The 22,074-nt window shown below is 29.5% G+C and carries 27 protein-coding genes and 3 tRNA genes; 14 read left to right on the top strand and 16 right to left on the bottom strand.

Features of this window, described 5'->3' with window-relative positions; all coding sequences use genetic code 11:
* Positions 1-3: 3 nt before the first annotated feature.
* Genes AC5YGA_RS00440 through AC5YGA_RS00410 form a run of 7 tightly spaced genes read left to right on the top strand, consistent with a single transcriptional unit; the run spans position 4 to position 5,771 of the window.
* Complete coding sequence (locus AC5YGA_RS00440; RefSeq protein WP_415308562.1) at positions 4-294, top strand: HU family DNA-binding protein; 291 nt, start codon at positions 4-6, stop codon at positions 292-294.
* On the top strand, positions 284-976 hold the full coding sequence (gene pyrF / locus AC5YGA_RS00435) for an orotidine-5'-phosphate decarboxylase (RefSeq protein WP_415308560.1): 693 nt from the start codon (positions 284-286) through the stop codon (positions 974-976). Before AC5YGA_RS00440 ends, pyrF begins: the two co-directional genes overlap by 11 nt.
* Complete coding sequence (locus AC5YGA_RS00430) at positions 973-1,602, top strand: phosphoribosylanthranilate isomerase (RefSeq protein WP_415308558.1); 630 nt, start codon at positions 973-975, stop codon at positions 1,600-1,602. The genes pyrF and AC5YGA_RS00430 overlap by 4 nt, the downstream gene beginning before the upstream one ends.
* Positions 1,592-2,824: a tryptophan synthase subunit beta gene (trpB, locus tag AC5YGA_RS00425; protein ID WP_415308557.1), complete on the top strand. Its 1,233-nt coding sequence runs from the start codon at positions 1,592-1,594 to the stop codon at positions 2,822-2,824. The genes AC5YGA_RS00430 and trpB overlap by 11 nt, the downstream gene beginning before the upstream one ends.
* Before the next feature lies 1 nt (position 2,825).
* A complete protein-coding gene (gene trpA, locus AC5YGA_RS00420; RefSeq protein WP_415308555.1) occupies positions 2,826-3,623 on the top strand; it encodes a tryptophan synthase subunit alpha in 798 nt (265 codons plus the stop codon).
* Positions 3,620-4,549 (top strand): acetyl-CoA carboxylase carboxyltransferase subunit beta, encoded by a 930-nt coding sequence (locus AC5YGA_RS00415; protein ID WP_415308553.1) that lies wholly within the window; start codon positions 3,620-3,622, stop codon positions 4,547-4,549. The genes trpA and AC5YGA_RS00415 overlap by 4 nt, the downstream gene beginning before the upstream one ends.
* Positions 4,503-5,771: a bifunctional folylpolyglutamate synthase/dihydrofolate synthase gene (locus tag AC5YGA_RS00410; protein ID WP_415308551.1), complete on the top strand. Its 1,269-nt coding sequence runs from the start codon at positions 4,503-4,505 to the stop codon at positions 5,769-5,771. Before AC5YGA_RS00415 ends, AC5YGA_RS00410 begins: the two co-directional genes overlap by 47 nt.
* Here the strand turns inward: AC5YGA_RS00410 and AC5YGA_RS00405 are convergent.
* From AC5YGA_RS00405 to AC5YGA_RS00335, 15 genes are all read right to left on the bottom strand, one after another.
* On the bottom strand, positions 5,768-6,085 hold the full coding sequence (locus AC5YGA_RS00405) for a thioredoxin family protein (protein WP_271482804.1): 318 nt from the start codon (positions 6,083-6,085) through the stop codon (positions 5,768-5,770). The two genes, AC5YGA_RS00410 and AC5YGA_RS00405, sit on opposite strands and share 4 nt — an antisense overlap.
* Before the next feature lie 75 nt (positions 6,086-6,160).
* Positions 6,161-7,588 carry an exonuclease domain-containing protein gene (locus tag AC5YGA_RS00400; RefSeq protein WP_415308549.1) on the bottom strand — a complete coding sequence of 476 codons (1,428 nt, stop codon included), beginning with the start codon at positions 7,586-7,588 and terminating at the stop codon, positions 6,161-6,163.
* 1 nt (position 7,589) lies between these two features.
* Complete coding sequence (locus AC5YGA_RS00395; protein ID WP_415308547.1) at positions 7,590-8,276, bottom strand: hypothetical protein; 687 nt, start codon at positions 8,274-8,276, stop codon at positions 7,590-7,592.
* Between the two features lie 37 nt (positions 8,277-8,313).
* Entirely contained in the window at positions 8,314-9,411 is a 1,098-nt protein-coding gene (locus AC5YGA_RS00390) for a DNA recombination protein RmuC (protein ID WP_415308545.1), read from the bottom strand.
* Positions 9,412-9,592: 181 nt separating this feature from the next.
* On the bottom strand, positions 9,593-10,282 hold the full coding sequence (gene hisG / locus AC5YGA_RS00385) for an ATP phosphoribosyltransferase (RefSeq protein ID WP_415308543.1): 690 nt from the start codon (positions 10,280-10,282) through the stop codon (positions 9,593-9,595).
* Positions 10,282-11,334: an ATP phosphoribosyltransferase regulatory subunit gene (locus AC5YGA_RS00380; RefSeq protein WP_415308541.1), complete on the bottom strand. Its 1,053-nt coding sequence runs from the start codon at positions 11,332-11,334 to the stop codon at positions 10,282-10,284. The genes hisG and AC5YGA_RS00380 overlap by 1 nt, the downstream gene beginning before the upstream one ends.
* Positions 11,312-12,709: a histidine--tRNA ligase gene (gene hisS, locus AC5YGA_RS00375; RefSeq protein WP_415308540.1), complete on the bottom strand. Its 1,398-nt coding sequence runs from the start codon at positions 12,707-12,709 to the stop codon at positions 11,312-11,314. The genes AC5YGA_RS00380 and hisS overlap by 23 nt, the downstream gene beginning before the upstream one ends.
* A gap of 7 nt (positions 12,710-12,716) precedes the next feature.
* Positions 12,717-12,791: transfer RNA gene (locus AC5YGA_RS00370), tRNA-His, on the bottom strand.
* Between the two features lie 215 nt (positions 12,792-13,006).
* A tRNA-Phe gene (locus AC5YGA_RS00365) sits at positions 13,007-13,082 on the bottom strand.
* Positions 13,083-13,087: 5 nt separating this feature from the next.
* Entirely contained in the window at positions 13,088-13,303 is a 216-nt protein-coding gene (infA, locus tag AC5YGA_RS00360; RefSeq protein ID WP_006997427.1) for a translation initiation factor IF-1, read from the bottom strand.
* Between the two features lie 2 nt (positions 13,304-13,305).
* Positions 13,306-14,592, bottom strand: coding sequence for a histidinol dehydrogenase (hisD, locus tag AC5YGA_RS00355; protein ID WP_415308538.1), 1,287 nt, complete (start codon positions 14,590-14,592; stop codon positions 13,306-13,308).
* Positions 14,592-14,987 carry a DUF2948 family protein gene (locus AC5YGA_RS00350; RefSeq protein WP_415308536.1) on the bottom strand — a complete coding sequence of 132 codons (396 nt, stop codon included), beginning with the start codon at positions 14,985-14,987 and terminating at the stop codon, positions 14,592-14,594. Before AC5YGA_RS00350 ends, hisD begins: the two co-directional genes overlap by 1 nt.
* Positions 14,987-16,237, bottom strand: coding sequence for a UDP-N-acetylglucosamine 1-carboxyvinyltransferase (gene murA / locus AC5YGA_RS00345; RefSeq protein WP_496169997.1), 1,251 nt, complete (start codon positions 16,235-16,237; stop codon positions 14,987-14,989). Before murA ends, AC5YGA_RS00350 begins: the two co-directional genes overlap by 1 nt.
* A gap of 2 nt (positions 16,238-16,239) precedes the next feature.
* Positions 16,240-16,797, bottom strand: a complete 558-nt coding sequence (gene dcd / locus AC5YGA_RS00340; RefSeq protein ID WP_415308534.1) for a dCTP deaminase — start codon at positions 16,795-16,797, stop codon at positions 16,240-16,242.
* A 100-nt stretch (positions 16,798-16,897) separates the two neighbouring features.
* Complete coding sequence (locus tag AC5YGA_RS00335) at positions 16,898-17,095, bottom strand: hypothetical protein (protein WP_415308532.1); 198 nt, start codon at positions 17,093-17,095, stop codon at positions 16,898-16,900.
* Between the two features lie 103 nt (positions 17,096-17,198).
* Between AC5YGA_RS00335 and AC5YGA_RS00330 the strand changes: the two genes are divergently transcribed.
* A tRNA-Thr gene (locus AC5YGA_RS00330) sits at positions 17,199-17,272 on the top strand.
* Positions 17,273-17,274: 2 nt separating this feature from the next.
* On the opposite strand, the gene AC5YGA_RS00325 is transcribed toward AC5YGA_RS00330, so the two are convergent.
* Positions 17,275-17,994 carry a TVP38/TMEM64 family protein gene (locus AC5YGA_RS00325; protein ID WP_415308530.1) on the bottom strand — a complete coding sequence of 240 codons (720 nt, stop codon included), beginning with the start codon at positions 17,992-17,994 and terminating at the stop codon, positions 17,275-17,277.
* Between the two features lie 92 nt (positions 17,995-18,086).
* On the opposite strand from AC5YGA_RS00325, the gene rpmH reads away from it, so the two are divergent.
* Genes rpmH through AC5YGA_RS00295 form a run of 6 tightly spaced genes read left to right on the top strand, consistent with a single transcriptional unit; the run spans position 18,087 to position 22,068 of the window.
* Complete coding sequence (gene rpmH, locus AC5YGA_RS00320; RefSeq protein ID WP_415308528.1) at positions 18,087-18,251, top strand: 50S ribosomal protein L34; 165 nt, start codon at positions 18,087-18,089, stop codon at positions 18,249-18,251.
* 10 nt (positions 18,252-18,261) lie between these two features.
* Complete coding sequence (rnpA, locus tag AC5YGA_RS00315; protein WP_415308527.1) at positions 18,262-18,606, top strand: ribonuclease P protein component; 345 nt, start codon at positions 18,262-18,264, stop codon at positions 18,604-18,606.
* Positions 18,606-18,857, top strand: a complete 252-nt coding sequence (yidD, locus tag AC5YGA_RS00310) for a membrane protein insertion efficiency factor YidD (RefSeq protein ID WP_415308526.1) — start codon at positions 18,606-18,608, stop codon at positions 18,855-18,857. The genes rnpA and yidD overlap by 1 nt, the downstream gene beginning before the upstream one ends.
* Positions 18,857-20,533, top strand: a complete 1,677-nt coding sequence (yidC, locus tag AC5YGA_RS00305) for a membrane protein insertase YidC (protein ID WP_415308525.1) — start codon at positions 18,857-18,859, stop codon at positions 20,531-20,533. The genes yidD and yidC overlap by 1 nt, the downstream gene beginning before the upstream one ends.
* Positions 20,534-21,400: an acetylglutamate kinase gene (gene argB / locus AC5YGA_RS00300; protein WP_415308524.1), complete on the top strand. Its 867-nt coding sequence runs from the start codon at positions 20,534-20,536 to the stop codon at positions 21,398-21,400. It abuts the gene before it with no gap.
* Positions 21,397-22,068: a pyrimidine 5'-nucleotidase gene (locus AC5YGA_RS00295; protein ID WP_415308523.1), complete on the top strand. Its 672-nt coding sequence runs from the start codon at positions 21,397-21,399 to the stop codon at positions 22,066-22,068. The genes argB and AC5YGA_RS00295 overlap by 4 nt, the downstream gene beginning before the upstream one ends.
* Positions 22,069-22,074 lie beyond the last annotated feature (6 nt).

Genomic DNA, 22,074 nt, shown 5'->3' with positions numbered 1-22,074 from the left:
AAATTGGCTATTGTAAAATCAAAGCTTCTAAACCAACTTAAAAAATCATATCCAAATTTTCTCAAAAAAGATCTTGAAAAAGTTGTGTCGGTTGTTTTAAATGAAATTAAACAAGCTCTAAAACGTGGAGATAGAGTTGAATTAAGAGGTTTTGGTATGTTCTCAACAAATATTCAGAAAGCCAGAATATCAAGAAACCCAAAAACTGGAGAGAAAGTTAATACACCAGAAAAGAAAACAATTCACTTTAAAATGGCAAAAGAAATGTTTAAAAATTTAAACAATGATGAATAAAAATATTTTTGTTGCTTGTGATACATCAAATTTAAAAGAAATAAAAAAAATAATTAACGACACAAAAACAAATAAGCTTCAAATAATTCCAAAATTTGGATTGCAGTTTTTTTATTCAAAAAATGGAAGAGCCTTTCTTCAAAACTTTAAAAAAGATTATTGGTTAGATTTAAAAATAAATGATATTCCACAAACTGCTTTATCTGCAATAGATAGTTTAAAAGATTTAAAAAAATGTAAATACATTACTGTTCATGCAAGTGGTGGTCTTGAAATGCTTAAGGCTATTACAACAAAAGCTAAAAAAATTAATAAAAATTTAAAAGTATTGGGAGTTACAATCTTAACAAGCCTTAACAACAAATCACTTAAAGAAATTGGCTATACCAAAACAGTAGAACAATTAGTATTGAAACAAGCTGCTCTAATAAAAAAGTCTGGTGTAGCAGGCATTGTATGTTCTGCACAAGAAGCAAAAATAGTTAGAAAAAAATACAAAAACTTATTCATTGTTACACCAGGAATAAGAATGCCCGGAGATGATGCAAATGATCAATCTAGAATAATGACCCCTAATGATGCCTTTAAAAATAAAGTTTCTGGTATTGTGATGGGAAGATCTTTAATAAAGGGTAATATTAAAAACAATATTAAAAGATTGATTAACCATTTAAATCAATGATCCAACCCTGCAAGATTTGTGGGATCTCTGATCCTATAACTCTAGAATTTTTAACTTCCCATCCTACCCCACCAAAGATGGTAGGGTTTATTTGTAATTGGCCTAAATCAAAAAGATTTGTTGAATATGATAAGCTCAAAGAGTTATTGAAAGTTGATAAAAAAAAATCAGAATATGTTGCTGTATTAGTTAAACCGAATGAAAACATTTTAGAAAAAATAAAGGATTTACCATTCGATTATTATCAACTTTATGATTGCATGCCAAATGAAATTAAATTAATTAAAAAAAAATATAACAAAAAAATTATTGTTGCAATAACTGTTAAAGATCAAAATGATGTAGTAAAATATTTAGATTACAATGAGCTTGCAGACATAATACTATTTGACAGCAAAGGTTATGAGAAAAGTATGTCCTTTGATCATCAATTAATTAAAAATCTTAAAATTAATCAAGAATTAATGCTAGCTGGGAATATTCAAATTGAAGATAGCCTTAAAACTTATAAAGAAATAGCAGACATTATAGATATTTCTGGAGGTCTAGAAACATCTGGATTAAAAGATATCTCAAAAATAAATATTTTTTTAAAAAAAATTAAACTAATTAACAATGAAGCTTAAAAAAAAAATTCCTTTAATAGATCAGCACAACAAAAGTGGATTTTGGGGTGGTAAGTTTGGTGGCAACTTTATACCTGAAACTTTAAAGAAGCCTATTGAAGATTTAACAGAGCTTTTCGAAAAGCTTAGGTTTGACAAAAAATTCCTAAAACAGAGGAACTATTACTTTAAAAACTATATAGGCTCCCCTACTTCACTTATTAAACTTCAAAACTTATCTAACCACTTAGGAGGAGCCCAAATATATGCTAAAATGGTATCAGAGGCGAATGGAGGAGCTCATAAAATTTATAACGCAACAGTTCATTGCCTTATCGCAAAAAAAGCAGGAAAAAAATATGTTGTTGGTGATACAGGTGCTGGCTATGCTGGAAAGATGCTGAGTATGGCTGCTAAAAAGTTTGGCCTTAAATGTAAAATATTCATGGGTGCAAAAGATATCAAGAGGCAAAAGCCTAACGTAGATGCGATGAAAAAAAATGGTGCTGAAATTGTGCCCGTTTATTCAGGAAGTCAAACATTAGTTGATGCTGTCAGTGAATGCATGCGTTACTGGGTTTCAAATTGTGATAATACACATATGTGTGTTGGTTCAACAGTTGGCCCTAATATATTTGTTAAAATTTGTGGCTGGAGTACAGCTCAAATTTCACGAGAACTAAAAATTCAAATTCAATCAGAATTTAAAAAAATCCCAAAAAAAGTTAAACTTATTAACTGTGTAGGTGGTGGAAGTTCAGCTTACGGTTTTTGGAGTGAGTTTATCGATTATAATAAAAAACAAATTGAATTAATTGGTGTTGAAGCTGGAGGACCAAAAAATTCAAAACTACATGCTGCACCACTAACTAATAGCGCTAAACTTGGAATATTACATGGAGCTGCAGCCTATGTTTGTCAGAATAGTGAAGGACAGATTAACGAAACTGCTTCTATTTCTGCAGGATTAGATTATCCTGGAGTATCACCTATTCACTGTTTCTTAAAGGATACTAAGAGAGCAAGATATACATCTGCAACTGATGAAGATGCTTTAAACGCATACAAACTAGTTACCAAACTTGAAAAAATAAACCCAAGTTTAGAACCAAGTCATGCTTTTGCTGAAGCTATAAAAATTGCACCAAAATTAAACAAAGATACTGTCATTATAGTAAACTCGTGCGGTGATGCCAAAAAAGATAGAGATATCTTAAAAGCTAGATTGGGGAAAATTAACTAAGATGTCTTTAATTAATTTAGTATTTAAAAAAGTAAAAACTGAAAAAAGACCTGCGTTACTAACTTACACAGTAGCTGGAGATAATAGTAAAAAAAAATCTCTTGAGATATTAAAATCAATTGCAAAATATGCTGATATTTGTGAGATAGGATTTCCTCATAATACTCCAATTGCAGATGGTGGCCAGATTCAATCGAGTGCTTATAGGGCTTTAAAAAATGGTATTAAAATTAAAGATGTTTTTTCAATAGTTAAAAATTTTAAAAAATCAAAACAATCAAAACCTGTAATACTGATGGGTTACTATAATATGATTTATCAATATGGAGATAGTAACTTTATAAATATTTGTAAAAAAGTAGGTGTAGATGCGTTGATTGTTGTTGATCTTCCTTATCCAGAAAATAAAGAATTTGCAAAAAAATGTAAGAAAAAAGGTATTAGTTTTATTCAATTAGTGTCTCCTACTACGTCCACGAGTAGAATGAAAAAGATTATAAAAGACTCTCATGATATGGTTTATTATATCAGTATGCTTTCAACAACTGGTGGCAAACTAAAAGTTTCACCTAAAAAAATTTTAGAGCGTTACAGTAAAATTAAAAGCCTTAACAAGAATAGGAATATTGTAATAGGTTTTGGAATCACTGAAAAAACCATAGTATCTTTAAGAAAAGCTGATGGATTGGTGGTTGGTAGCGCTTTGTGTAAAGAAATATCTAAATCAATTGAGAAAAGACAAAATCCTGTCACAAATGTAACTAATATAGTAAAAAGATTAAGAAAAAAAATTGCATGAATTGGATTAAAAAAACTATACATTTTGGTGAAAAGATAAAAAAAATAATTAAGAAACGTGCAAGTAAAGAAGAAATTGCTAATAGTGATTGGACCTCTTGTTGTAAAGGACCAATTTTAAAAAAAGATTTAGAAGATAATTTATGGGTTTGCCCATCTTGCAATAAACATCATAGAATAAGTCCACGTCAAAGGTTTGATTTTATTTTTGGTAAAAATAATTATGAAGTGTTAAAAACTCCAATTCCTCAAGACGATCCTTTAAATTGGAATGATTCAAAATCTTATAAAGACCGATTAAAAGCTGCTAGAAAAAAAACAGGTATGGATTGTGGAATGATGGTGATCAATACTAACATTAAAAATGTAAAAATTACCGCAATTGCATCAGACTTTAATTTTGTGGGTGGCTCAATTGGAGCTGCAGAAGGAGAGGCATTTTTATATGGCGTCCAGCATGCTATTGAAAATGAACAACCATTTGTAGTCTTTACTTCAGGTGGAGGAATGAGAATGATGGAGTCATTAATCTCACTTTCACAAATGACAAGAACTACCCTGGCAATCAATGAGCTTAAAAAAAATGATCTTCCCTATATTGTTGTACTAACAGACCCAACTGCAGGTGGTATAACAGCATCATACGCAATGTTAGGAGACATTCATTTAGCAGAGCCTGGCGCTCTTATAGCTTTTGCGGGAGCCCGTGTAATTCAAGGAACAGTTAGAGAAGAATTGCCTGATGGCTTTCAAAAAAGTGAGTATGTGGAAAAAACAGGATTTGTGGATTTAATTGTTGAAAGAAAAGATCTCAGGGAAAAATTAGGTTCATTATTATCAATATTGTTAAAGAAAAATTCTGCTATAAATTCATCAGAAAATGAAAATTCAGAAGATAGTAGAACGCTTACAAAAGTTGCATCCTAAAGAGATTGATTTAAGTCTAGATCGAACTAGAAATCTTTTAGAAAAATTAGGCAATCCTCAAGACCAAATTAATTGTATTTCAGTTGTTGGCACAAACGGAAAATTTTCAACAATCCAAGCACTTTATGCAATTTTAAAAGAAGCAAATTATAAATGTAATATTTATACCAGTCCTCACATTCAAAAGATTAACGAGAGATTTGTCTTTAACAACAAGCCATTAACAGATGATGAATTAGCCAATCTTTTTTCTAAAATAGAAGAAGCTAATAATCAAGCACAAATTACTTTCTTTGAAATTTTAACTGTTGCATATCTTTATTATGCAAAGAAATATCCTGAAAATATTAACTTAATTGAGTCAGGTTTATTTCATAGATTTGATGCAACCAATATTTTAAAGAAAAACTTAGCTAGCATTGTAACAGCTATTGGCCTTGATCATTTAGATTGGCTTCCAAAAGAAGAGCAAACAGTTGAAAAAATTATATTTGAGAAGACATCCACTTTATTAAACTCTAAAATTATTGTTGCAAAACAAAGCTCAAATGAAATTAGCAAAAGTATTGAAGATACAATTAAAGATAATTCTTCCAAAAAAATCATCTTTAATAAAAATTATAATTTTACATTAAAAGGAAATGATTTTTTTTATTTTGAAGATGAATTTGGTGCTCTTAAACTTCCAAAGCCCAATCTACCTGGAGAATTTCAATTAGAAAATATCTCTACTGCAATTGCAACTGCTAGACAATTAACAGATTACAAAATAAATGATGAACATATTAAGAATGGTATTACTAAAATAGAAAGTATCGCACGGCTACAAGAATTAAAATCTGGAAAATTCAAAAATTTAACTATCAATAATTTATTATTTATAGATGGGTCTCATAACCCACTTGGTGCAAAAGTCTTAAATGAATATCTTCAAAGTTTAAATTGTAACAAACATATTATTTTAGGAATGATGGCCAACAAAGACCACAATGAATATATGAGTTACTTTAAAGATATTAAATCATTAACAACAATTGATATTCCTAACCAACCCAATGCTATTAGAGGAAATGAACTTAGGAAAAAAATTAAAAATTTTAAAAATATTAATTACAAAAATTCAGTTGAGGAAGCAATTAGATCAATTGATCTTCAGGAAAATGATATTATTTTAATTACAGGGTCTTTGTATCTTGCAGGAGAAGTTTTAAATTTAAACTAGATATTCTTATCTAGAAATTCTTTCATTTGGCTCTCAGCAACTCCGCCAACTTTTCTGTCTACTTCAACACCTTTTTTGTAAACAATAACAGTTGGTACACCTCTTACACCAGCAGCTGAACCAGTGTTAATTCCACCATTTTCAATATCAGCATAATAAAAGCTGGCTTTATCTTTGTAACTATCTGAAAACTTATCCATGATGGGTTTAAGACTCTTACATGGAGCGCACCATTCTGCAGAAAACTGAACTACAGAGATATCTTCATTCTTAATTTTTGTTTCAAATTCTTCGTCTTTAAAATCTATAAGCATTCTTCTTATATAAATTTTTATTTTATTTATTCAATATGTAAAAAGGGATTTTTTTAGTTAATTAACAGAGGTTAATTATGCCTGCTCGTATTTTTTTTGAATGCCTTCAACAAACTCATTAATTTCGTCTAAAAACTTGAGCTTTTTCTCATCTTTTTCGTTGGTATATCTATCTCTTAAATTATCACACTCAAAATAAAATTCTTTGCATGTCCACCATTTTTCTTTTTCATCGCTCAATATTCTTTCAGCTATTCCACGTTTAATAGTCTTAAACATATCAGCAGGCAGTGTATCTGGTGATTCTTGATAAATTATCTTTTTTCCAAAGCTTACCATTCTCTCATCTTCAAATTTATCTAATAATATTAATTTATCCTTCCAAGAAGCTGCATGCCATTTTGGAAATAAAGCCGTATCTTTTTGAGGAGTAAATTTTTTATAAATTGTCTCTTCTGCTAATAAATCAACCTGTGAATCAAATTGTGCTTTTTCTTCAGCAGTTTCTCGTAATGCTGTTAAAATATTTTGAGAAAATTTTTCATTACTATTTACTAATTTTGCACGTTCTTTAATTAAATCAGGATCAAGTTTGCTATATGGTTCAACTTGTAAACCATAACTTGCATCTAAAATTATAGGAGCTTTGTTTGACCGTATAGTTCTTAGAAACTTTAATTTTTTAATAGCACTTTTAAGTTCAGAAATTGACATATCGAATAGCGGGATTGGATCGATTTTAAGATCAAAAGCTTGGCCCCATTGATATATTGGGTGAATACAATGTTTTGGATGAAGTGGTGCAACTACAAATCTATAATTTTTACCAAAATGATATTCGGCTAATGTAAACATTTTTTCTGTTTTAAATATTGTCTCAGTATCACTCTTGTTTGCTGTTCTTAAAAATGTATCCCAAGTTTGAGGTTGATTTTTTTTGATTAAACCTAAAACTTTAACAGTTAACTCTGCATCAAATAAAGCTGAGTGAGCTCCACTAGATTCAAATCCATTCATTCTAGCTAACGATTCTAGTTTCATGACCGCATTACCTTTTGCATTTATTTCTGTTTTTACAACACTTTCATCGACTGCATGAGCACCTCTTGCAATGTTTAAACCATCATGTCTTTTGTTGGGAGTTGCATTTGTAATATATGGGTATCTAATTCCTCTAAAGAATTCGTTTCTTATCATCTCGTCATCAAAGCCAATATTTGACCAACCCATGAACAATGCTGGGCTCCATTTTTTAAATGTTGCTTCTAATTGAGATAACATTTGGTAGTGACTTAAATTTCCTTTAGTTAATAAATCAACACTAGTTTTGTTAACTATTAAAGCCATTGCTTGAGGAACTTCTCCTTCTGGCAATCTACATCTAAAATTAAAACGATCTAATTCTTTAAAATTTGGATCAACTAAAATGCCACCTACTTCAATAATGCTTCCCCATGAAGTATTGGCGCTACTAGATTCAATGTCCCATATTGCTAAATTCATATTAGTTGGTATTCCTTTGGTGATAATATTGTTCGACTTTTTCTAAAAACTTATTTTGATATTCTTCTAGTTTAACACCTTGAATTCTAAAATCTTGAAATAAATTATCAACCGTACATAACAGGACAATTCCTTGGGTAATATTCGAGTTATAAACAACGTTATGAGCTAATGAATAAGCCCCTAATTGAAGATAATAGTCCTCAATCCACTCTTCTTTTTTCGGTTTGTTGGACTGTTTAAAATCAATGATAGTTTCTTGTCCCTCATACACTCCACAAGCATCACACGTTCCGGCATATTTCCCTGGATAGTACAATGTGGCTTCAGTTCCCCAAATCTCTGACAATTTATTTTTAATTCCTTGTTCAATTATTTCGTCTGCCATTTTTTTAGATTTATTTTCTTCTTCTAATAATTCTAAATTTAATTGACCTAATAGATATTTTTCTAAATGAGAGTGCATTGATGTGCCTCTACTTGAAGCATCATTTTTAATTCTGTTTGCTTCAGCAGCTCCTACTCTTGCTTTCCAATTTGCAAGAGATGCTTTTTTTTCTTCACTTTGTGTTGCTTGTAATATGGAAGTTACTGATGGAAGTTTTTGTTGATTTACAGCATACATTCTTGAGCCACTCACCATTGATCTCATGGATTTTGGATAAGTAAATTTATTATTCCACTGCATATAGTTTGTTATAAGCGGTATTGAAGAAAAAAAGAAATTAATTTTTTGCTTGTTTTGAATGATCAACAAATTTTTCTACGTTTTCTGTTTGAACAGCTTTATCAACTTGTTCAGGATCTTTAATATTTTCTAGGCTTCTGCTAATCGATCTTGCATCTGTCCCAAACTTATCAACAACAATCATTGCTTCTTCTAATTTTTTTCTAAGAGAAACTATATTATCAAAGTGTTTTCCAAATCTTGAGCTAATTGTTTTTAAGTGATCATAGATTTCAGTTGCACCTTTTTGAACTTTTAAAGATTGAAAGCCCATGTGCAAAGATTGTAAATAAGCTGAAAGGGTATTAGGACCACAGATTACAATTTTATATTTTTTCATTAATTCTTGAGTTAATAATTCTTTAGTAGTTGGATCTTGGTATTCAGTTAATTCTTTATATAAACTTTCGGTTGGAGCATAAACAATTGCAAAATCTGTAGTTTTTGGTGGAACAATATATTTTTCATTAACACTTTTAGCTTTTGCTTTAAATGCAGCAGCTAATTTTGCTCTTGCATCTGCAACAGCTTTTTTATCATCAGCATCATAACCATCGGTAATTGCTTTAAATTTTTCTACTGGAAAATGTGAGTCTACAGGTACCATTACATCGCCCTGAAGTTTGATTGCAAATTCAACATTTTCACCTGTATCTTCTTTCATCTTAACGTTCGTCTGAAATTGTGATGCAGGTAATAGATCTTTGATTAGAGCATCTAATGAAAACTCTGCAAGAGTTCCATATTTTTTAACACCAGCTAAAATTTTTGTTATACCTTCTTGGCTTTTATTTAATAATTCGACCTGACTATTGAAGTTTCCTACTTTTTCATCAACTTTGGTTAAAGCCTCTGTCATATCTTTAGTCACTCCAGTTGATAGAGCGGTAAATGAAGTCGACATTGAACCAAGTGAAGTATTAATAGTAGTATTTAAGGTATCTTTTAATGAAGTAATTTCTGTTTTTAAATTAGCCATCTCCTCAGCTTCTTTATTTTCGCTCTCATCTTTTGGCTTAGATTTTAAGTTTAGATAAAGGATTACTAAAGCAACTCCTAGCAATAAGACTAATACTGTTAATAAAATTATGTCCATGATTCTAGGAGATATTTTATAGTAAAAATTTGATTTATATATGTAATTATTTAAAACTGTCTCTATGGAATTAATCTTAATACTAAAAATACTACTTATTATTGGAGCTATTGTTGTGGCTTATGCAGTACTTAGAAACCTTGATATTATTAGGATTATTTTAATTTACGTAAAAGATACTTTACTTAGAAAGTAGCTTAACTAATTTTTTAACCAGACTACTTTTTAAAGAAGATTTTGAAGCCATCATACAAGCTTCTGACTTTAAAATTTCACCATCTTTGAGAATTCTAAGGTTATTCGCTCTTAGAGTTTCACCAGATGAAGTAATATCAGTTATAATTTCAGATGACCCAGTAAAAGGGTAAGCTTCAGTTGCACCTAAACTACTAACTAATTTAAATTGCGTAACTCCTTTTGAAAACAAAAACTCTCTAGTTAAATTGGGATATTTTGTTGCTACTCTTAATCTTTTTTTCTTTTTATCTTTAAATTCAAAAGCAATTTCTTCTAAATCAGCAACTGTTTGAACATCAATCCAAGGGTCTGGAATAGCAACAACCAATGTTGCTTTGCCAAATCCATAATTCTTAACAACACTTATCTTCTTATGAATATTAACTTCACTCTCTTTTAATAAATCACATCCAGAAAAGCCAAGATCTAAAGAGCCATCTCCAAGTCTTTCAACTATCTCTCTTGCATGAAGATATAACACTTTAACATTATTTAAGTTTTTAATAGATCCCAATAAATCTCTCTCACCTCTTTCTGAGACTAAATTTAATTTATTTTTTTTAAATATTTTTAAGATATCAGTTCTCAATCTGCCTTTGCTTGGGATTCCAATGTTAATAATATTTTTTATCATTAGTAGTTTAAATTTAAAGCAGCTCCTACTGCTGGAACTTTTTTTTTTGATCCAAGGTCTGAAATTAGTTTGTCGTATCGTCCACCATTAATAATATTAATATTTTTAGATTTAGACTTAATATCAATTTTAAATACCATGCCTGTATAATATTCTAATTGACGCCCAAAAGACGCGGAGAACTCTACATTTAATTTTTGAATTTTGTTTAATGAGGTTGGAAAATATTTTTGATCTACAATTAAGCTAATTTTATTTTTTTTAAAAAAGATATTGAGTTTTTCAGCAGCTTGTCCTATTGGACAATTAATTTTTAAAAACTCTTTAATAATTTTTGAAACATTTTTACCTCTACTAGCTCTTCTTGGATCTTTAATCTTATTATCAAATCTCTTTAAGATTTCTTCAATTGATCTACCCGCAACTACTGTTTGCTGATTATCTTTTAACATTTTTTGATATCTCTTTTTATCAACTTCAACAATTGTTGGATCTACATCAGAGTTTGTCTCTAACCTTTTTAATAAATCATTGAAGTATTCTTCTCTCCAAAAATGCCTTGAAAGTCTTAATTTCCATCTTTTCGGGATATCTAGTTTTGAAATTAATAAATTGAAAATCTCAACATTACCAATTTTTAAAGTTCCTGATGAATATTGTAAATTAGACAGAGATTTTAAGGCTGTATTAATAATTTCCTTATCATCTTTTTTTTCGTCTTTAGAGCCAATGATCTCAAAGCCAACTTGGTCTCTAACAATTGAATCTTTTTTGTTATTTGATTTTCTATAAGCCTGACCGCTATAAAATATTTTCTCTTTTCCTTTAAGATTATTTTCTAAGTACCTTAAACATGATGCTATTGTAAGGTCTGGTCTTAGACAAAGCTCACTACCATTTTGATCAGTAAATGAAAAAATAAACTTTCTAAAATTTTCCCCAGATCGTTGAACAATATGATTGGCTTCAATTACTGAAGGTAAATCAATATATTTAAACCCTTTAGATTTAACCGATCTAAGGATTTTTTCAGATAAATTTTTTGATTTCATCAATTAATTTTTCTTTTGGGAACGATACTTGATTGTTTTCACCTTTAACTCCTAAAAGGTTTTTTAAAGTAATCGTATTATCTTTAAATTCATTTTCACCACAAATAATAGCTACCGGGCATTGTTTCTTATTCGCATACGTTAACTGTTTGCCTAGATTTTTCTTACTGTCTAAAAATATTTCAGAGTTAATATTATTGTCTCTTAAAACTTTTAAAATCTCATAATAATTTTTTAAATACTTTTCATCCATTACACAAATAATAACTGGTTTTTTCTCATCAACTTCAATTTGATCAAGTTGCATCATTGCAAATAATAATCGGTCAACACCAATACTCATTCCAGTTCCAGGAATATCAACTCCCTTAAATCTTGAAATTAATTTATTATATTGTCCACCTGAACAAATACTTCCTATATCAACTTCTTTACCTTTATTATTTGTTGTCTTAAAATTTAAATTAGTTTCAACACAAAAACCGTCATAATAAGCAAGCCCTCTAACAATTGTAAAGTTCGTCTTTATTTGATCTAAATAATCTCCGTAACTTGCTATTTCCAACAGATCTTCTAGTTCTTTAATTCCTTCTTGAGATAAAGGGTTTTTTAAATTTTCTTTTAATTCTTTTAAATCTTTTACTTTTAAGAAGTTGATTATTTGTGAAGCTTGATCGTCAGTTAAGTCAGCACCTTTTGTAACCGCTCCACTTACATCTACTCTTTCTTTTTTTAATAAATCTTCAACTCCTCTTAAACCAAAGCCAGGCTTATCCAATTTATCTATTGTTCTCATAACCTTTATCTTTTTATTTTCAGATATTTTAAGGTCTTCAATTAAACCTTGAACAATTTTTCTATTACTAATGTTAACAACGAACTGATCATTTTTTAAACCACAGGCAAGAAGAGTACTTGCAATTAAATTACAAAGTTCAGCATTTGCTTGGGCTGGGTTAACGTTACCAACTATATCAGCGTCACATTGTAAAAAGCTTCTATAACGAGCATTACCTGCTTTTTCGTTTCTCCAGACATCACCCATTTGATATCTTTTATAAGGTAAGGGTAATTCTTGATTGTTTTGAGCAACAAATCTAGCTAATGGACTTGATAAATCATATCTAAGAGTAATATTTTTTTCACCATCTTTAAATGAGAATACGTCAGACATAGAATTACTATCATCGTCTGCAAGAAATGATCCAATATTTTCTGAAATTTCAAATGAAGGAGTTTCAAGAGCAGCAAAACCAAATTTTATAAAATTAGTTTCAATAATATTAATTAACTTTTTCTTGAGAATTAATTTCTTGCCCCATCGGTCTTCAAATCCTGAGGGTAACCCAGGAATTAATTTATTTTCTTTATTCATTTTTTTTTGGTACCCGCGCTTGGAATCGAACCAAATCCTATAGTTCCACAAACTATCGTACTAACCGTTATACTACGCAGGCATTCCTTGTTTTTATATTATTTTTGTGTGGATTTAAAATTATATTATAAATAAATAGCCTAAAGGCTATGGAAACAAAGTCTATGAGTACTTCTTGAAGTCTCTCTGTATGTAATATTTATAATCATGAGCAGTCTTTTAGACAATTAAGAATAATTTTCAACACATAAATATAAAAAGACGTTGACCTTATTTTTAAATTTTTAAGAGAGGTGGTGGTGGCCCCAACTGGACTCGAACCAGTGACACACGGATTTTCAATCCGATGCTCTACCAACTGAGCTACAGGGCCCCATATTAACCTCTAAAAGTGATACGACCTTTGGTCAAATCGTAAGGTGTCATTTCAACTTGAACCTTATCACCTTGAAGTACTCGAATTCTGTTCTTACGTAATTTGCCTGCAGCATGAGCTGTAACAATATGGCCGTTTTCTAATTTAACTCTGAACATTGCATTCGGTAATAAATCCTCAACAATTCCTGAGAACGACAGCATTTCTTGTTTTGACAAATTTATTTTCTCCTAATTCTTTTTTCTACCGACTTAGCGTGTCCCGCTAAACCCTCGTAGTTTGCAAGTGTTATAACTGATGGACCAAGGGTTTCAATCCCTTTTTTTGATAGGTTTATATATGAAATTCTTTTATAAAATTCATTAACACTAACTCCACTTGAATATCTTGCTGAAGAATTAGTTGGTAATACATGATTAGAGCCAACATTATAATCTGTCATTGCCATTACAGCATATTTTCCTAAACAGATAGATCCTGAGTTTTTAATTTGTCCAACCATTTTTTTATAGTTTTTAATATTTAACTCCAAATGTTCAGGAGCAATCTTATTTACTGTATCAATAATTTTTTTATCTGAGGGCATATAAATTAAAATTCCATTACCAATTAAACTAGTTTTTGCAATTGTAGTTCTCGGTAAGTTTTTCAATTGTTTATTAATTTCATCGTTAACTTTTTTGATAATTAATTTATCTTTTGAAATTAAAATACATTGAGCAAGACTATCATGTTCTGCTTGTCCTATAAGGTCACTTGCAATCCATTCTGGATTAGAGAACTTGTCACATACTATTGTTACCTCTGAAGGACCAGCAATCATTCCTTCAATTCCAACATCACCAAAGACTTCTTTTTTTGCAGCTGCCACATAAGAGTTTCCTGGGCCTACAATTTTATCAACTTTTTTAATTTTTTTAGTACCATATGCAATTGCTGCAATTGCTGATGGCCCACCTATTGAATAGATCTCTTTAATTTTACATTTTCTTGCAGCATACAATACTGCTGGGTTTTGCTTTCCTTTTTGACTTGGGTTAATCATTACCAATCTTTTAACACCAGCAACAAGAGCTGGGATAGCATTCATTAAAACACTTGATGGATATGAAGCTGTTGAACCTGGAACATAAATTGCAACTGACTCAATTGGAAGATACTTATATTCTAATTTATTTTGTAGTTTATCTGTATAAGAAATATTTTTAAATTTTTGTAATGAATGAAATTTATAAATTCTATTATAAGCAAGATCGATTGCTTTTTTAACTTTTGGGTCTAGGGATTTTATAGTTTTGGTTATTTTTTTAGGATTTGGAATAATAATACTATTTTTAGTAAATTTTTTTTCATATTTTAAAACAGCTTTATCACCGTTTTTTTTAACGTCTTTAATAATTTTAGTAACAAAAACTGAGTTAAGCTGAACTTTTTTTTTTCGTTTAGATAGCAGTTTATCGAAAACTGTATCAAAGTTTTTAATTTTACTATCTAATATCTTAATCATTAATCAACCTTGCTTTGATCATCTAGAGTTACTTCAATTATTTCTGTCGATAAAGTTATATATGCATTATTAGTAAAAATTAAGCTTATCTCATAATTGTTATTATTTTTTAAGTATTCCATAGTTATTAATTTAAGTTTTTGATCAATATCATCTTGATTTATATTTTTAGATTTAACGCTATCCACAAATTCAAATTTGCAGATACTATTTATTTTTTTGCCCTCATTTTCTGTTTCAATTTTGGTTCGCTTTAATGATAACAGAAAAACCTTATTTGTTTGAAGATACTTGATGTCATTGACTTTGATCTCAGCCCCTTCACAGCAAGCTGAAATCATTTGCAGTCCCTCATTATCGTTTGCAATAATTTTTGCTAAATATTTTTTTTTCATTAATTAATTCTTCTAATTTTTGCACCTATTTTTTTTAATTTTTTTTCTATGCCTTCATATCCTCTATCAAGATGATATATTCTATTAATTACAGACTTTCCGTTAGAAGTAAGTGCTGCTAGTATTAAAGATACGGATGCTCTTAGATCTGTTGCCATTAGTTCTGCTGCTTCAAATTTAATATTACCTTCTATTGAGGCTTTATTTCCATTGATAGAAATTTTTGCTCCCATTCGATTTAGCTCTGCAACATGCATAAACCTATTTTCAAATATTTCTTCTTTTATATAAGATTTCTTATTAGCTTTACACAACAAGACCATCATTTGTGCCTGTAAATCAGTTGGAAATCCAGGGTAAGGAGATGTTTTAATATTCATACTTTTAATTGTTTTACTTCCTTGAATTAATATTTCGTTTTTATTTTGAATGATTTTTGCACCAACTTTTTTTAAAATATTGATTTCTGTACTGATAATTTTTGGATCAATTCCTACAATCTTTAAATTTCCTTCATTTAAAGCTGCAGCTATTAAATAGGTGCCCGCCTCTATTCTGTCGGGCATTACTTGGTAATTTATTTCACTAAGATTATTCACACCTTGGATCTTAATAGTTCTTTTTGCAGTCCATTTAATATTGCAACCCATTTTAATTAGAAAATTAACCAAGTCTTTAATTTCAGGCTCTATTGCACAATTTGATAAAGTTGTTTTTCCCTTAGCTAAACATGATGCAATAATCAAATTTTCAGTAGCTCCAACTGAAATTTTTGGAAATTTAATATTTGCTCCAATTAACCCTTTCGGGGCATTTGCATAGACATATCCTTGAATAATTTTATATTTTACTCCAAGTTTAGATAGGGCCTGCAGGTGAATATCGACTGGTCTTGTGCCAATTGCACAGCCACCTGGTAAAGATACTTTTGCTTTGCCAAACTTTGCTAGCAATGGACCTAAAACTAGTATTCCTGCCCTCATAGTTTTAACCAAACTATAAGCTGCAAAATTTTTAATTTGTTTATTATTTTTAATAATTATTTTTTTTTTATTCACTACAGTTGAACCTAAAGACTTCAATAATAATATCATCGTTTCAATATCTTTTACTTTTGGTAAATTTGTTAAAGATATTTTTTTATCTGATAACAAGGTGGCAGCCAAGATTGGTAGTGAAGCATTTTTTGAGCCTGAAATTATAATTTTTCCTTTGAGCTTTGCCGCTCCAAAGACTTCCAATTTTTTCATTATTATACTTTTGGTAAAGTTACTCCAGATTGACCCATATATTTACCTTTACGGTCAGCGTACGAAGTTTCTGGAGCCTGATCTCCTTTAAGAAATAAAAATTGAGCAACTCCTTCGTTTGCATATATTTTTGCTGGTAGCGGAGTGGTATTTGAAAATTCTAGAGTAACAGTCCCAAAAAATTCTGATTCAATTGGTGTTACATTAACTATAATTCCAGTTCTTGCATACGTACTTTTGCCAACAACAATACACATGATGTTTCTTGGGATTTTGAAAATCTCTATTGTGGTTCCTAGAGCAAAAGAATTTGGAGGAATAATAATATATTCAGAGCCTTTCTTTGTAACAAAATTATCAGAAGTAAATTTTTTAGGATCAACAATAGATGAGTTTACATTGTGAAATATCTTAAATTCATCAGCTACTCTTGCATCATAACCAAATGAACTTAGACCATAAGAGATCTTACCATCCCTTACTTGCTTGTCTACAAATGGAGAAATCATGTTTTCTTCAAGTGCAAGTTTTCTTATAGATTTATCGGAAAGTACTGACATTATTTACTTTTCTTCTTGTTTTTTTTTTCGAAGATTTTTCTTTTTTTAAGATTTTTTTTGAGTGCTAAACTTAATCTTTCTTTTTTTTCTTTATCACTCATTATTTATCTGGATTAGTTAAGAAATCTAAAGTGATAGGTTTTGATGCATCTAATGTTTTCTCTGGCTCTTCTTGTATCTTTGGACCTTCTTTAGCTTCACGCTTTGCTCTTTTTTCTGCAAGCTTTTTCTCTCTCTTCGCTTGCTTTTCCATCAGCTTGTTGCCTTTAGTAGATTTATAATCGTAATGAATTCCCATATAATTTTCCTCAGCTAGATATAAATCATTATAAGAAAAAAATTAAGGCAATATTTTGAAAAAAATGATTTATTATAGAAATACTTCAATAAATACCAAAATAGCCCCTATAGTTAAATGGTATAACATATCCATGGTAAGGATAAATTTAAAGTTCGATTCTTTGTGGGGGCACCAAACTACCTCTTGTAGAATATTTTTTTACCTATAAGAGTGATTATTATTAAAGCTACAAACGCAAGTATTGGGGTGTAAATATCAGGAGAATATATCAAGTCTATTATTCTTGGAGCTTCTAAATTTTTTTCTATAATCTTTTCAAGTCCACTTCCAATTGAAACAAGTAAAAAAAATTGTGGTGTCAGACCTATTAGTGTTGCCCAAAAAAAATTGGCTACTTTAACATTGAAAATACAAGGTAATACATTTGATAGTGCAAAAGGAATTCCACCAATAAATCTATAAATCAATAGATAGGTAAATTCTGACTTTTTAAATCTTATTTCTAAATTTTTGAATCTATCTAAAAACTTTTCTTTAATCACTTCTTTAAAAAAATAATTACCCAGTATATAAAGAGTTGTTGCTCCAATAGTCATTCCAATTAATAAAATAAATGTTCCAAGCCACTTGCCAAAAATAAACCCTGCTAGGAGTGCAACTGGTAAACCAAATCCAGCCATGAGAACCCAAAAAATTGTAGATATTATAAATACTAAAGAAATTAAAATTAAATTAGTTTGCTTTAAATCAAAAAAATAATCTCTATTATTTTTAATAAAATCATAGCTGGTTAATTCATCAAAGGTGAAATTTGATAAAAAAAAGTATAAAAATGAAGAAACAACTAGAAGGTAAAATAAACCTAAAGTTATCTTAACTTTTTTTGATTTTTGCATAATTAACTGAAAGTATTATAAAATCTTCTATTTGCTATTTATACATATAATTACTATAAAGAGCGAAATTTAAAAAAACTTAAATAAATTCTATGAAAAGAACATATCAGCCTAAAGTTGGAAAGCGTCTTAAGAAACATGGTTTCAGATCAAAGATGGCAACTAAGGGTGGAAAAAAACTTCTTAAAAGAAGGCGTGATAAGGGACGTAAGGATCTTACAGTGTCATCTACTCAAAAAAAGCCAAAAGGTAAATAAGCTAAACTAAATGAAAAGCAAAATTGTTGCTCTTTCTAAAAACGACGATTTCAAAAATTTACTTAAGAAGAAAAAAGTCTCAAATAAATATATCACTCTTTTTTTTGGCCCTCTTGAAGGTAAAGATAATAAAAAACTAAATATTAGCTTTGTAGCTAAAAAAAAACTAATCCGTGGTGCCGTAAAGAGAAATAAGGTTAAAAGAAGATTAAGAAATATAATGAACGAAGCTGTAAAAAAATTATCGATAAACTTTAATTATTCTTACCTCGTTATTGCGAAAATAACTATGCTAAACAATGAATATGCGATAATAAAAGATACTTTATTCCAAGACATAGAAAAGATTAAGTAATGAATATTATATCAAACATTTTAATTGGCCTGATCAAATTTTATAAAATAGTTATTAGCCCTTACTTAACTCCTTCGTGCAGATATCTTCCAACTTGCTCAGAATATACAATTGAATGTTTAAGAACATATGGGCTAATTAAAGGGATCTCAAAAAGCATTAAAAGAATATTTTCATGTCATCCTATTAAGATGTTGGGTGGTAGTGAAGGATTTGATCCAGTAAACAAAGAATTAAAGGCTAAGAAATAATGGATACTAGAAACGTAATCGCAGCAATATCCTTATCAGCAGCTGTTATTATATTATACTCTCTTTTTTTTCAGCCTGATCCTGCAACTATTAAAAAAAATCTAGCTGAGCAAAATAAAATTGAAAATAATGAAGACACTCCTACCCTAGATAAAAATGAAAACTTTGCAAAACTTTCAAGAACAGATGCTTTAAAAGAAAATGATAGAATTCAATTTGAAAATAGAAGTGTTGTTGGGTCAATTTCTTTAAAGGGTGCAACAATAGATGACCTAACTTTCAAAGAGTATAATATTGAACTTAATGGAAGTGATAAAATAACCTTATTAAACCCAAGAAATGTTGAAGATGGTTATTTAATTGAAAGTGGTTTTGTAAGTACTAATAAAAATATAGATATACCTGATGCTTCTACGGTCTGGGAAGTTTCTGGAAATAAAAAATTAACTAATAATAGTCCGGTGAAACTAACGTGGAGCAATACTCAAGATATTACATTTGAGAAACATATAAGTTTAGATGATCAATTTTTGTTTACTGTAAAAGAAAAAATAATTAACAGATCAGATAAATCTTATAATTTTTACTCATACGGACAAATAATTAGAAATAAATTACCAGAAATATCTGGCTTCTATATTTTGCATGAAGGGTTTTTATCTGTACTTGATGATCAATTAATTGAAGAAGATTACGACGATATTCAGGAAAAGAAGTTTACTCAAATTGCACAAGAAGGATTTGTTGCTATTTCAGATAAGTTTTGGGTTACATCAGTTGTACCACCTAAAGGTAAAGAGTTTAAAACAACTTTTGACTATAAAAATAAATTCAGAGCAAACTACATATCAACCAAAGGTATTGAAGTTAAAGCAAACACTTCAATTGAAGAAAAAATTCAAATTATAGTTGCTGCTAAAAGAGTAAATGTCATTGATGGTTATGCTGAAAATTTAGATATCAATAAATTTGATCTAGCGATTGATTGGGGATTTATGTATTTCATTACAAAACCTTTATTTTTTGTATTGGATTACTTTTTTAAATTACTTGGTAATTACGGTTTAGCAATTATTGCTGTCACTATTTGTATTAGATTGGCTTTCTTTCCTCTTGCCAACTTTAGTTTTAAGTCTATGGGAAAAATGAAGTTATTAGCGCCTGAAATGGCTCGTCTGAAAGAGTTGCACAAGGATGATAAAATGAAGTTGCAACAATCAATGATGGCTCTTTATAAAAAAGAAAAAGTTAATCCTATGAGTGGCTGTCTACCTATTCTGGTTCAAATTCCAGTTTTCTTTGCACTATATAAAGTATTATTTGTAACCATTGAAATGAGACACATGCCATTTTATGGATGGATACATGACTTAAGTGATAGAGATCCAACATCTTTATTTAATGTTTTTGGTTTACTTCCGTGGGATCCACCTTCTTTCTTATTAATAGGTGCATGGCCGATCATTATGGGTATCACAATGTTCATACAACAAAAGCTTAACCCTACTCCACCAGATCCTATACAGGCTAAAATATTTATGTTCTTTCCAGTATTTTTAACTGTAATTCTCGCACCATTTCCTGCAGGTCTTGTGATCTACTGGAGCTTCAACAACATCTTCACAATGATTCAACAATATATTGTTCAAAGAAAAATGACTATCAAAACAACATAAATGTCATCATTAAAAGAAGAAGAATTAATAAACATCCTACCTAAGGACGGCCCGACAGTTGAAGAAGTAAAAAAATATTTAGAAAAGTATAATGATGAATTTATTATCATTAAGTGTGGTGGTAGTGTTTTAGTTGATCCTAAATTATTTAAAATTTTTATTGAAGACGTGGTCGTTTTAAAAAAACTTGGTTTCAATCCTATAATTGTTCATGGAGGTGGAAAAAGAATTAACAGTAAACTTTCAGAAGTTAATATTAAAAGTAATTTTATTAACGGACTAAGAGTTACCGATAAAGATACTATCAACATAGTTGAGGATGTATTAATCAAATTTAATAAAGAGATTGTTGAAGCTTTAAATGAGTTGGCCTGCAAAGCAAAAAGGATTACTTCAAAAGAGAACAGTATAATTACTGTCATACAAGAAAACAAAAACCTTGGATTTGTAGGAACACCTACTGAAATTAACAAAGAATTTTTAATTGAAACAATAAAATCGAACGAAGTACCTGTTGTTGCACCCTTAGGTTTGGATAAAGACAATCAGACTTTTAATATAAATGCTGATACCGCCGCAGGATCAATCGCAATTGAGCTAAAAGCTAGAAGGTTAATGATCATTAGTGATGTTGAGGGCGTATTAGATAGTGAAAAAAAACTAATCTCTGAAATTAATTCTAAAAAAGCTAATGAATTAATTAATCAAGAGGTAATTTCTGGTGGAATGATACCTAAAATTAAGAATTGTCTAGATGTTGCAAGTAATGGGGTTAAGGCAGTTGTAATAATTGATGGAAGAAAAAATCACTCACTCCTTTTTGAACTATTATCTGATAAAGGTTCAGGAACTTTAATTAGAGAATGAAAAATTTAATTGATACTAAATACTGGCTATTCGACTTAGATAATACTTTGTATTCTGGACAAACAAAGGTTTTTTCTGAAGTTGATAAAAAGATGTCTTCTTTTATTTCAAAGAAATTTAATGTCGATTTAATTAAAGCAAGAGAAATTCAAAAAGAATACTTCTATGAATATGGAACAACATTATCAGGATTAATGAATCACGATAAGATTGATCCACATGAATTTTTAGAATTTGTTCATGATATTGATATTAGCTGGCTTCCTAAAGATGAATTATTACGAGAAGAATTAATTAAAATTAAAGAAAAAAAATATATCTTTACCAATGGTTCTCATGCGCATGTAGAAAATGTAACTAAACAATTAGGTATAGATGGGTTGTTTGATGGAGCATTTGATATTGTTGATGCTAATTTTATTCCAAAACCAAAAATTGAACCTTATAAAGAGATAGTAGAAAAATTTGATCTTGATCCAACAAAATCAATATTGATTGAAGATATCGCTCATAATTTAGAACAAGCTAAAAACCTAGGAATGAAAACTTGCTGGCTTGAGAATGATGAAGTATTTGCAAAAAAAGATGCAGATAAAGCATATATTGATTATAAGATTAAGAACTTGCCTTCTTTTCTTCAAGAAATTAATATATTAAAAGCACAATGAAACTAA

It is taken from the genome of Candidatus Pelagibacter sp. uisw_091, assembly GCF_059512525.1.
The sequence above is the reverse complement of the archived record's forward strand: the minus strand, read 5'-3'. Positions and strand labels throughout refer to the sequence as shown.

Bases quoted from the DNA above. Each gene is read 5' to 3' on its own strand.
- pyrF (WP_415308560.1), top strand. From the start codon at position 284: ATGATGAATAAAAATATTTTTGTTGCTTGTGATACATCAAATTTAAAA.
- AC5YGA_RS00430 (WP_415308558.1), top strand. From the start codon at position 973: ATGATCCAACCCTGCAAGATTTGTGGGATCTCTGATCCTATAACTCTA.
- trpB (WP_415308557.1), top strand. From the start codon at position 1,592: ATGAAGCTTAAAAAAAAAATTCCTTTAATAGATCAGCACAACAAAAGT.
- trpA (WP_415308555.1), top strand. From the start codon at position 2,826: ATGTCTTTAATTAATTTAGTATTTAAAAAAGTAAAAACTGAAAAAAGA.
- AC5YGA_RS00415 (WP_415308553.1), top strand. From the start codon at position 3,620: ATGAATTGGATTAAAAAAACTATACATTTTGGTGAAAAGATAAAAAAA.
- AC5YGA_RS00410 (WP_415308551.1), top strand. From the start codon at position 4,503: ATGAAAATTCAGAAGATAGTAGAACGCTTACAAAAGTTGCATCCTAAA.
- AC5YGA_RS00405 (WP_271482804.1), bottom strand. From the start codon at position 6,085: ATGCTTATAGATTTTAAAGACGAAGAATTTGAAACAAAAATTAAGAAT.
- AC5YGA_RS00400 (WP_415308549.1), bottom strand. From the start codon at position 7,588: ATGAATTTAGCAATATGGGACATTGAATCTAGTAGCGCCAATACTTCA.
- AC5YGA_RS00395 (WP_415308547.1), bottom strand. From the start codon at position 8,276: ATGCAGTGGAATAATAAATTTACTTATCCAAAATCCATGAGATCAATG.
- AC5YGA_RS00390 (WP_415308545.1), bottom strand. From the start codon at position 9,411: ATGGACATAATTTTATTAACAGTATTAGTCTTATTGCTAGGAGTTGCT.
- hisG (WP_415308543.1), bottom strand. From the start codon at position 10,282: ATGATAAAAAATATTATTAACATTGGAATCCCAAGCAAAGGCAGATTG.
- AC5YGA_RS00380 (WP_415308541.1), bottom strand. From the start codon at position 11,334: ATGAAATCAAAAAATTTATCTGAAAAAATCCTTAGATCGGTTAAATCT.
- hisS (WP_415308540.1), bottom strand. From the start codon at position 12,709: ATGAATAAAGAAAATAAATTAATTCCTGGGTTACCCTCAGGATTTGAA.
- hisD (WP_415308538.1), bottom strand. From the start codon at position 14,592: ATGATTAAGATATTAGATAGTAAAATTAAAAACTTTGATACAGTTTTC.
- AC5YGA_RS00350 (WP_415308536.1), bottom strand. From the start codon at position 14,987: ATGAAAAAAAAATATTTAGCAAAAATTATTGCAAACGATAATGAGGGA.
- murA (WP_496169997.1), bottom strand. From the start codon at position 16,237: ATGAAAAAATTGGAAGTCTTTGGAGCGGCAAAGCTCAAAGGAAAAATT.
- dcd (WP_415308534.1), bottom strand. From the start codon at position 16,797: ATGTCAGTACTTTCCGATAAATCTATAAGAAAACTTGCACTTGAAGAA.
- AC5YGA_RS00335 (WP_415308532.1), bottom strand. From the start codon at position 17,095: ATGGGAATTCATTACGATTATAAATCTACTAAAGGCAACAAGCTGATG.
- AC5YGA_RS00325 (WP_415308530.1), bottom strand. From the start codon at position 17,994: ATGCAAAAATCAAAAAAAGTTAAGATAACTTTAGGTTTATTTTACCTT.
- rpmH (WP_415308528.1), top strand. From the start codon at position 18,087: ATGAAAAGAACATATCAGCCTAAAGTTGGAAAGCGTCTTAAGAAACAT.
- rnpA (WP_415308527.1), top strand. From the start codon at position 18,262: ATGAAAAGCAAAATTGTTGCTCTTTCTAAAAACGACGATTTCAAAAAT.
- yidD (WP_415308526.1), top strand. From the start codon at position 18,606: ATGAATATTATATCAAACATTTTAATTGGCCTGATCAAATTTTATAAA.
- yidC (WP_415308525.1), top strand. From the start codon at position 18,857: ATGGATACTAGAAACGTAATCGCAGCAATATCCTTATCAGCAGCTGTT.
- argB (WP_415308524.1), top strand. From the start codon at position 20,534: ATGTCATCATTAAAAGAAGAAGAATTAATAAACATCCTACCTAAGGAC.
- AC5YGA_RS00295 (WP_415308523.1), top strand. From the start codon at position 21,397: ATGAAAAATTTAATTGATACTAAATACTGGCTATTCGACTTAGATAAT.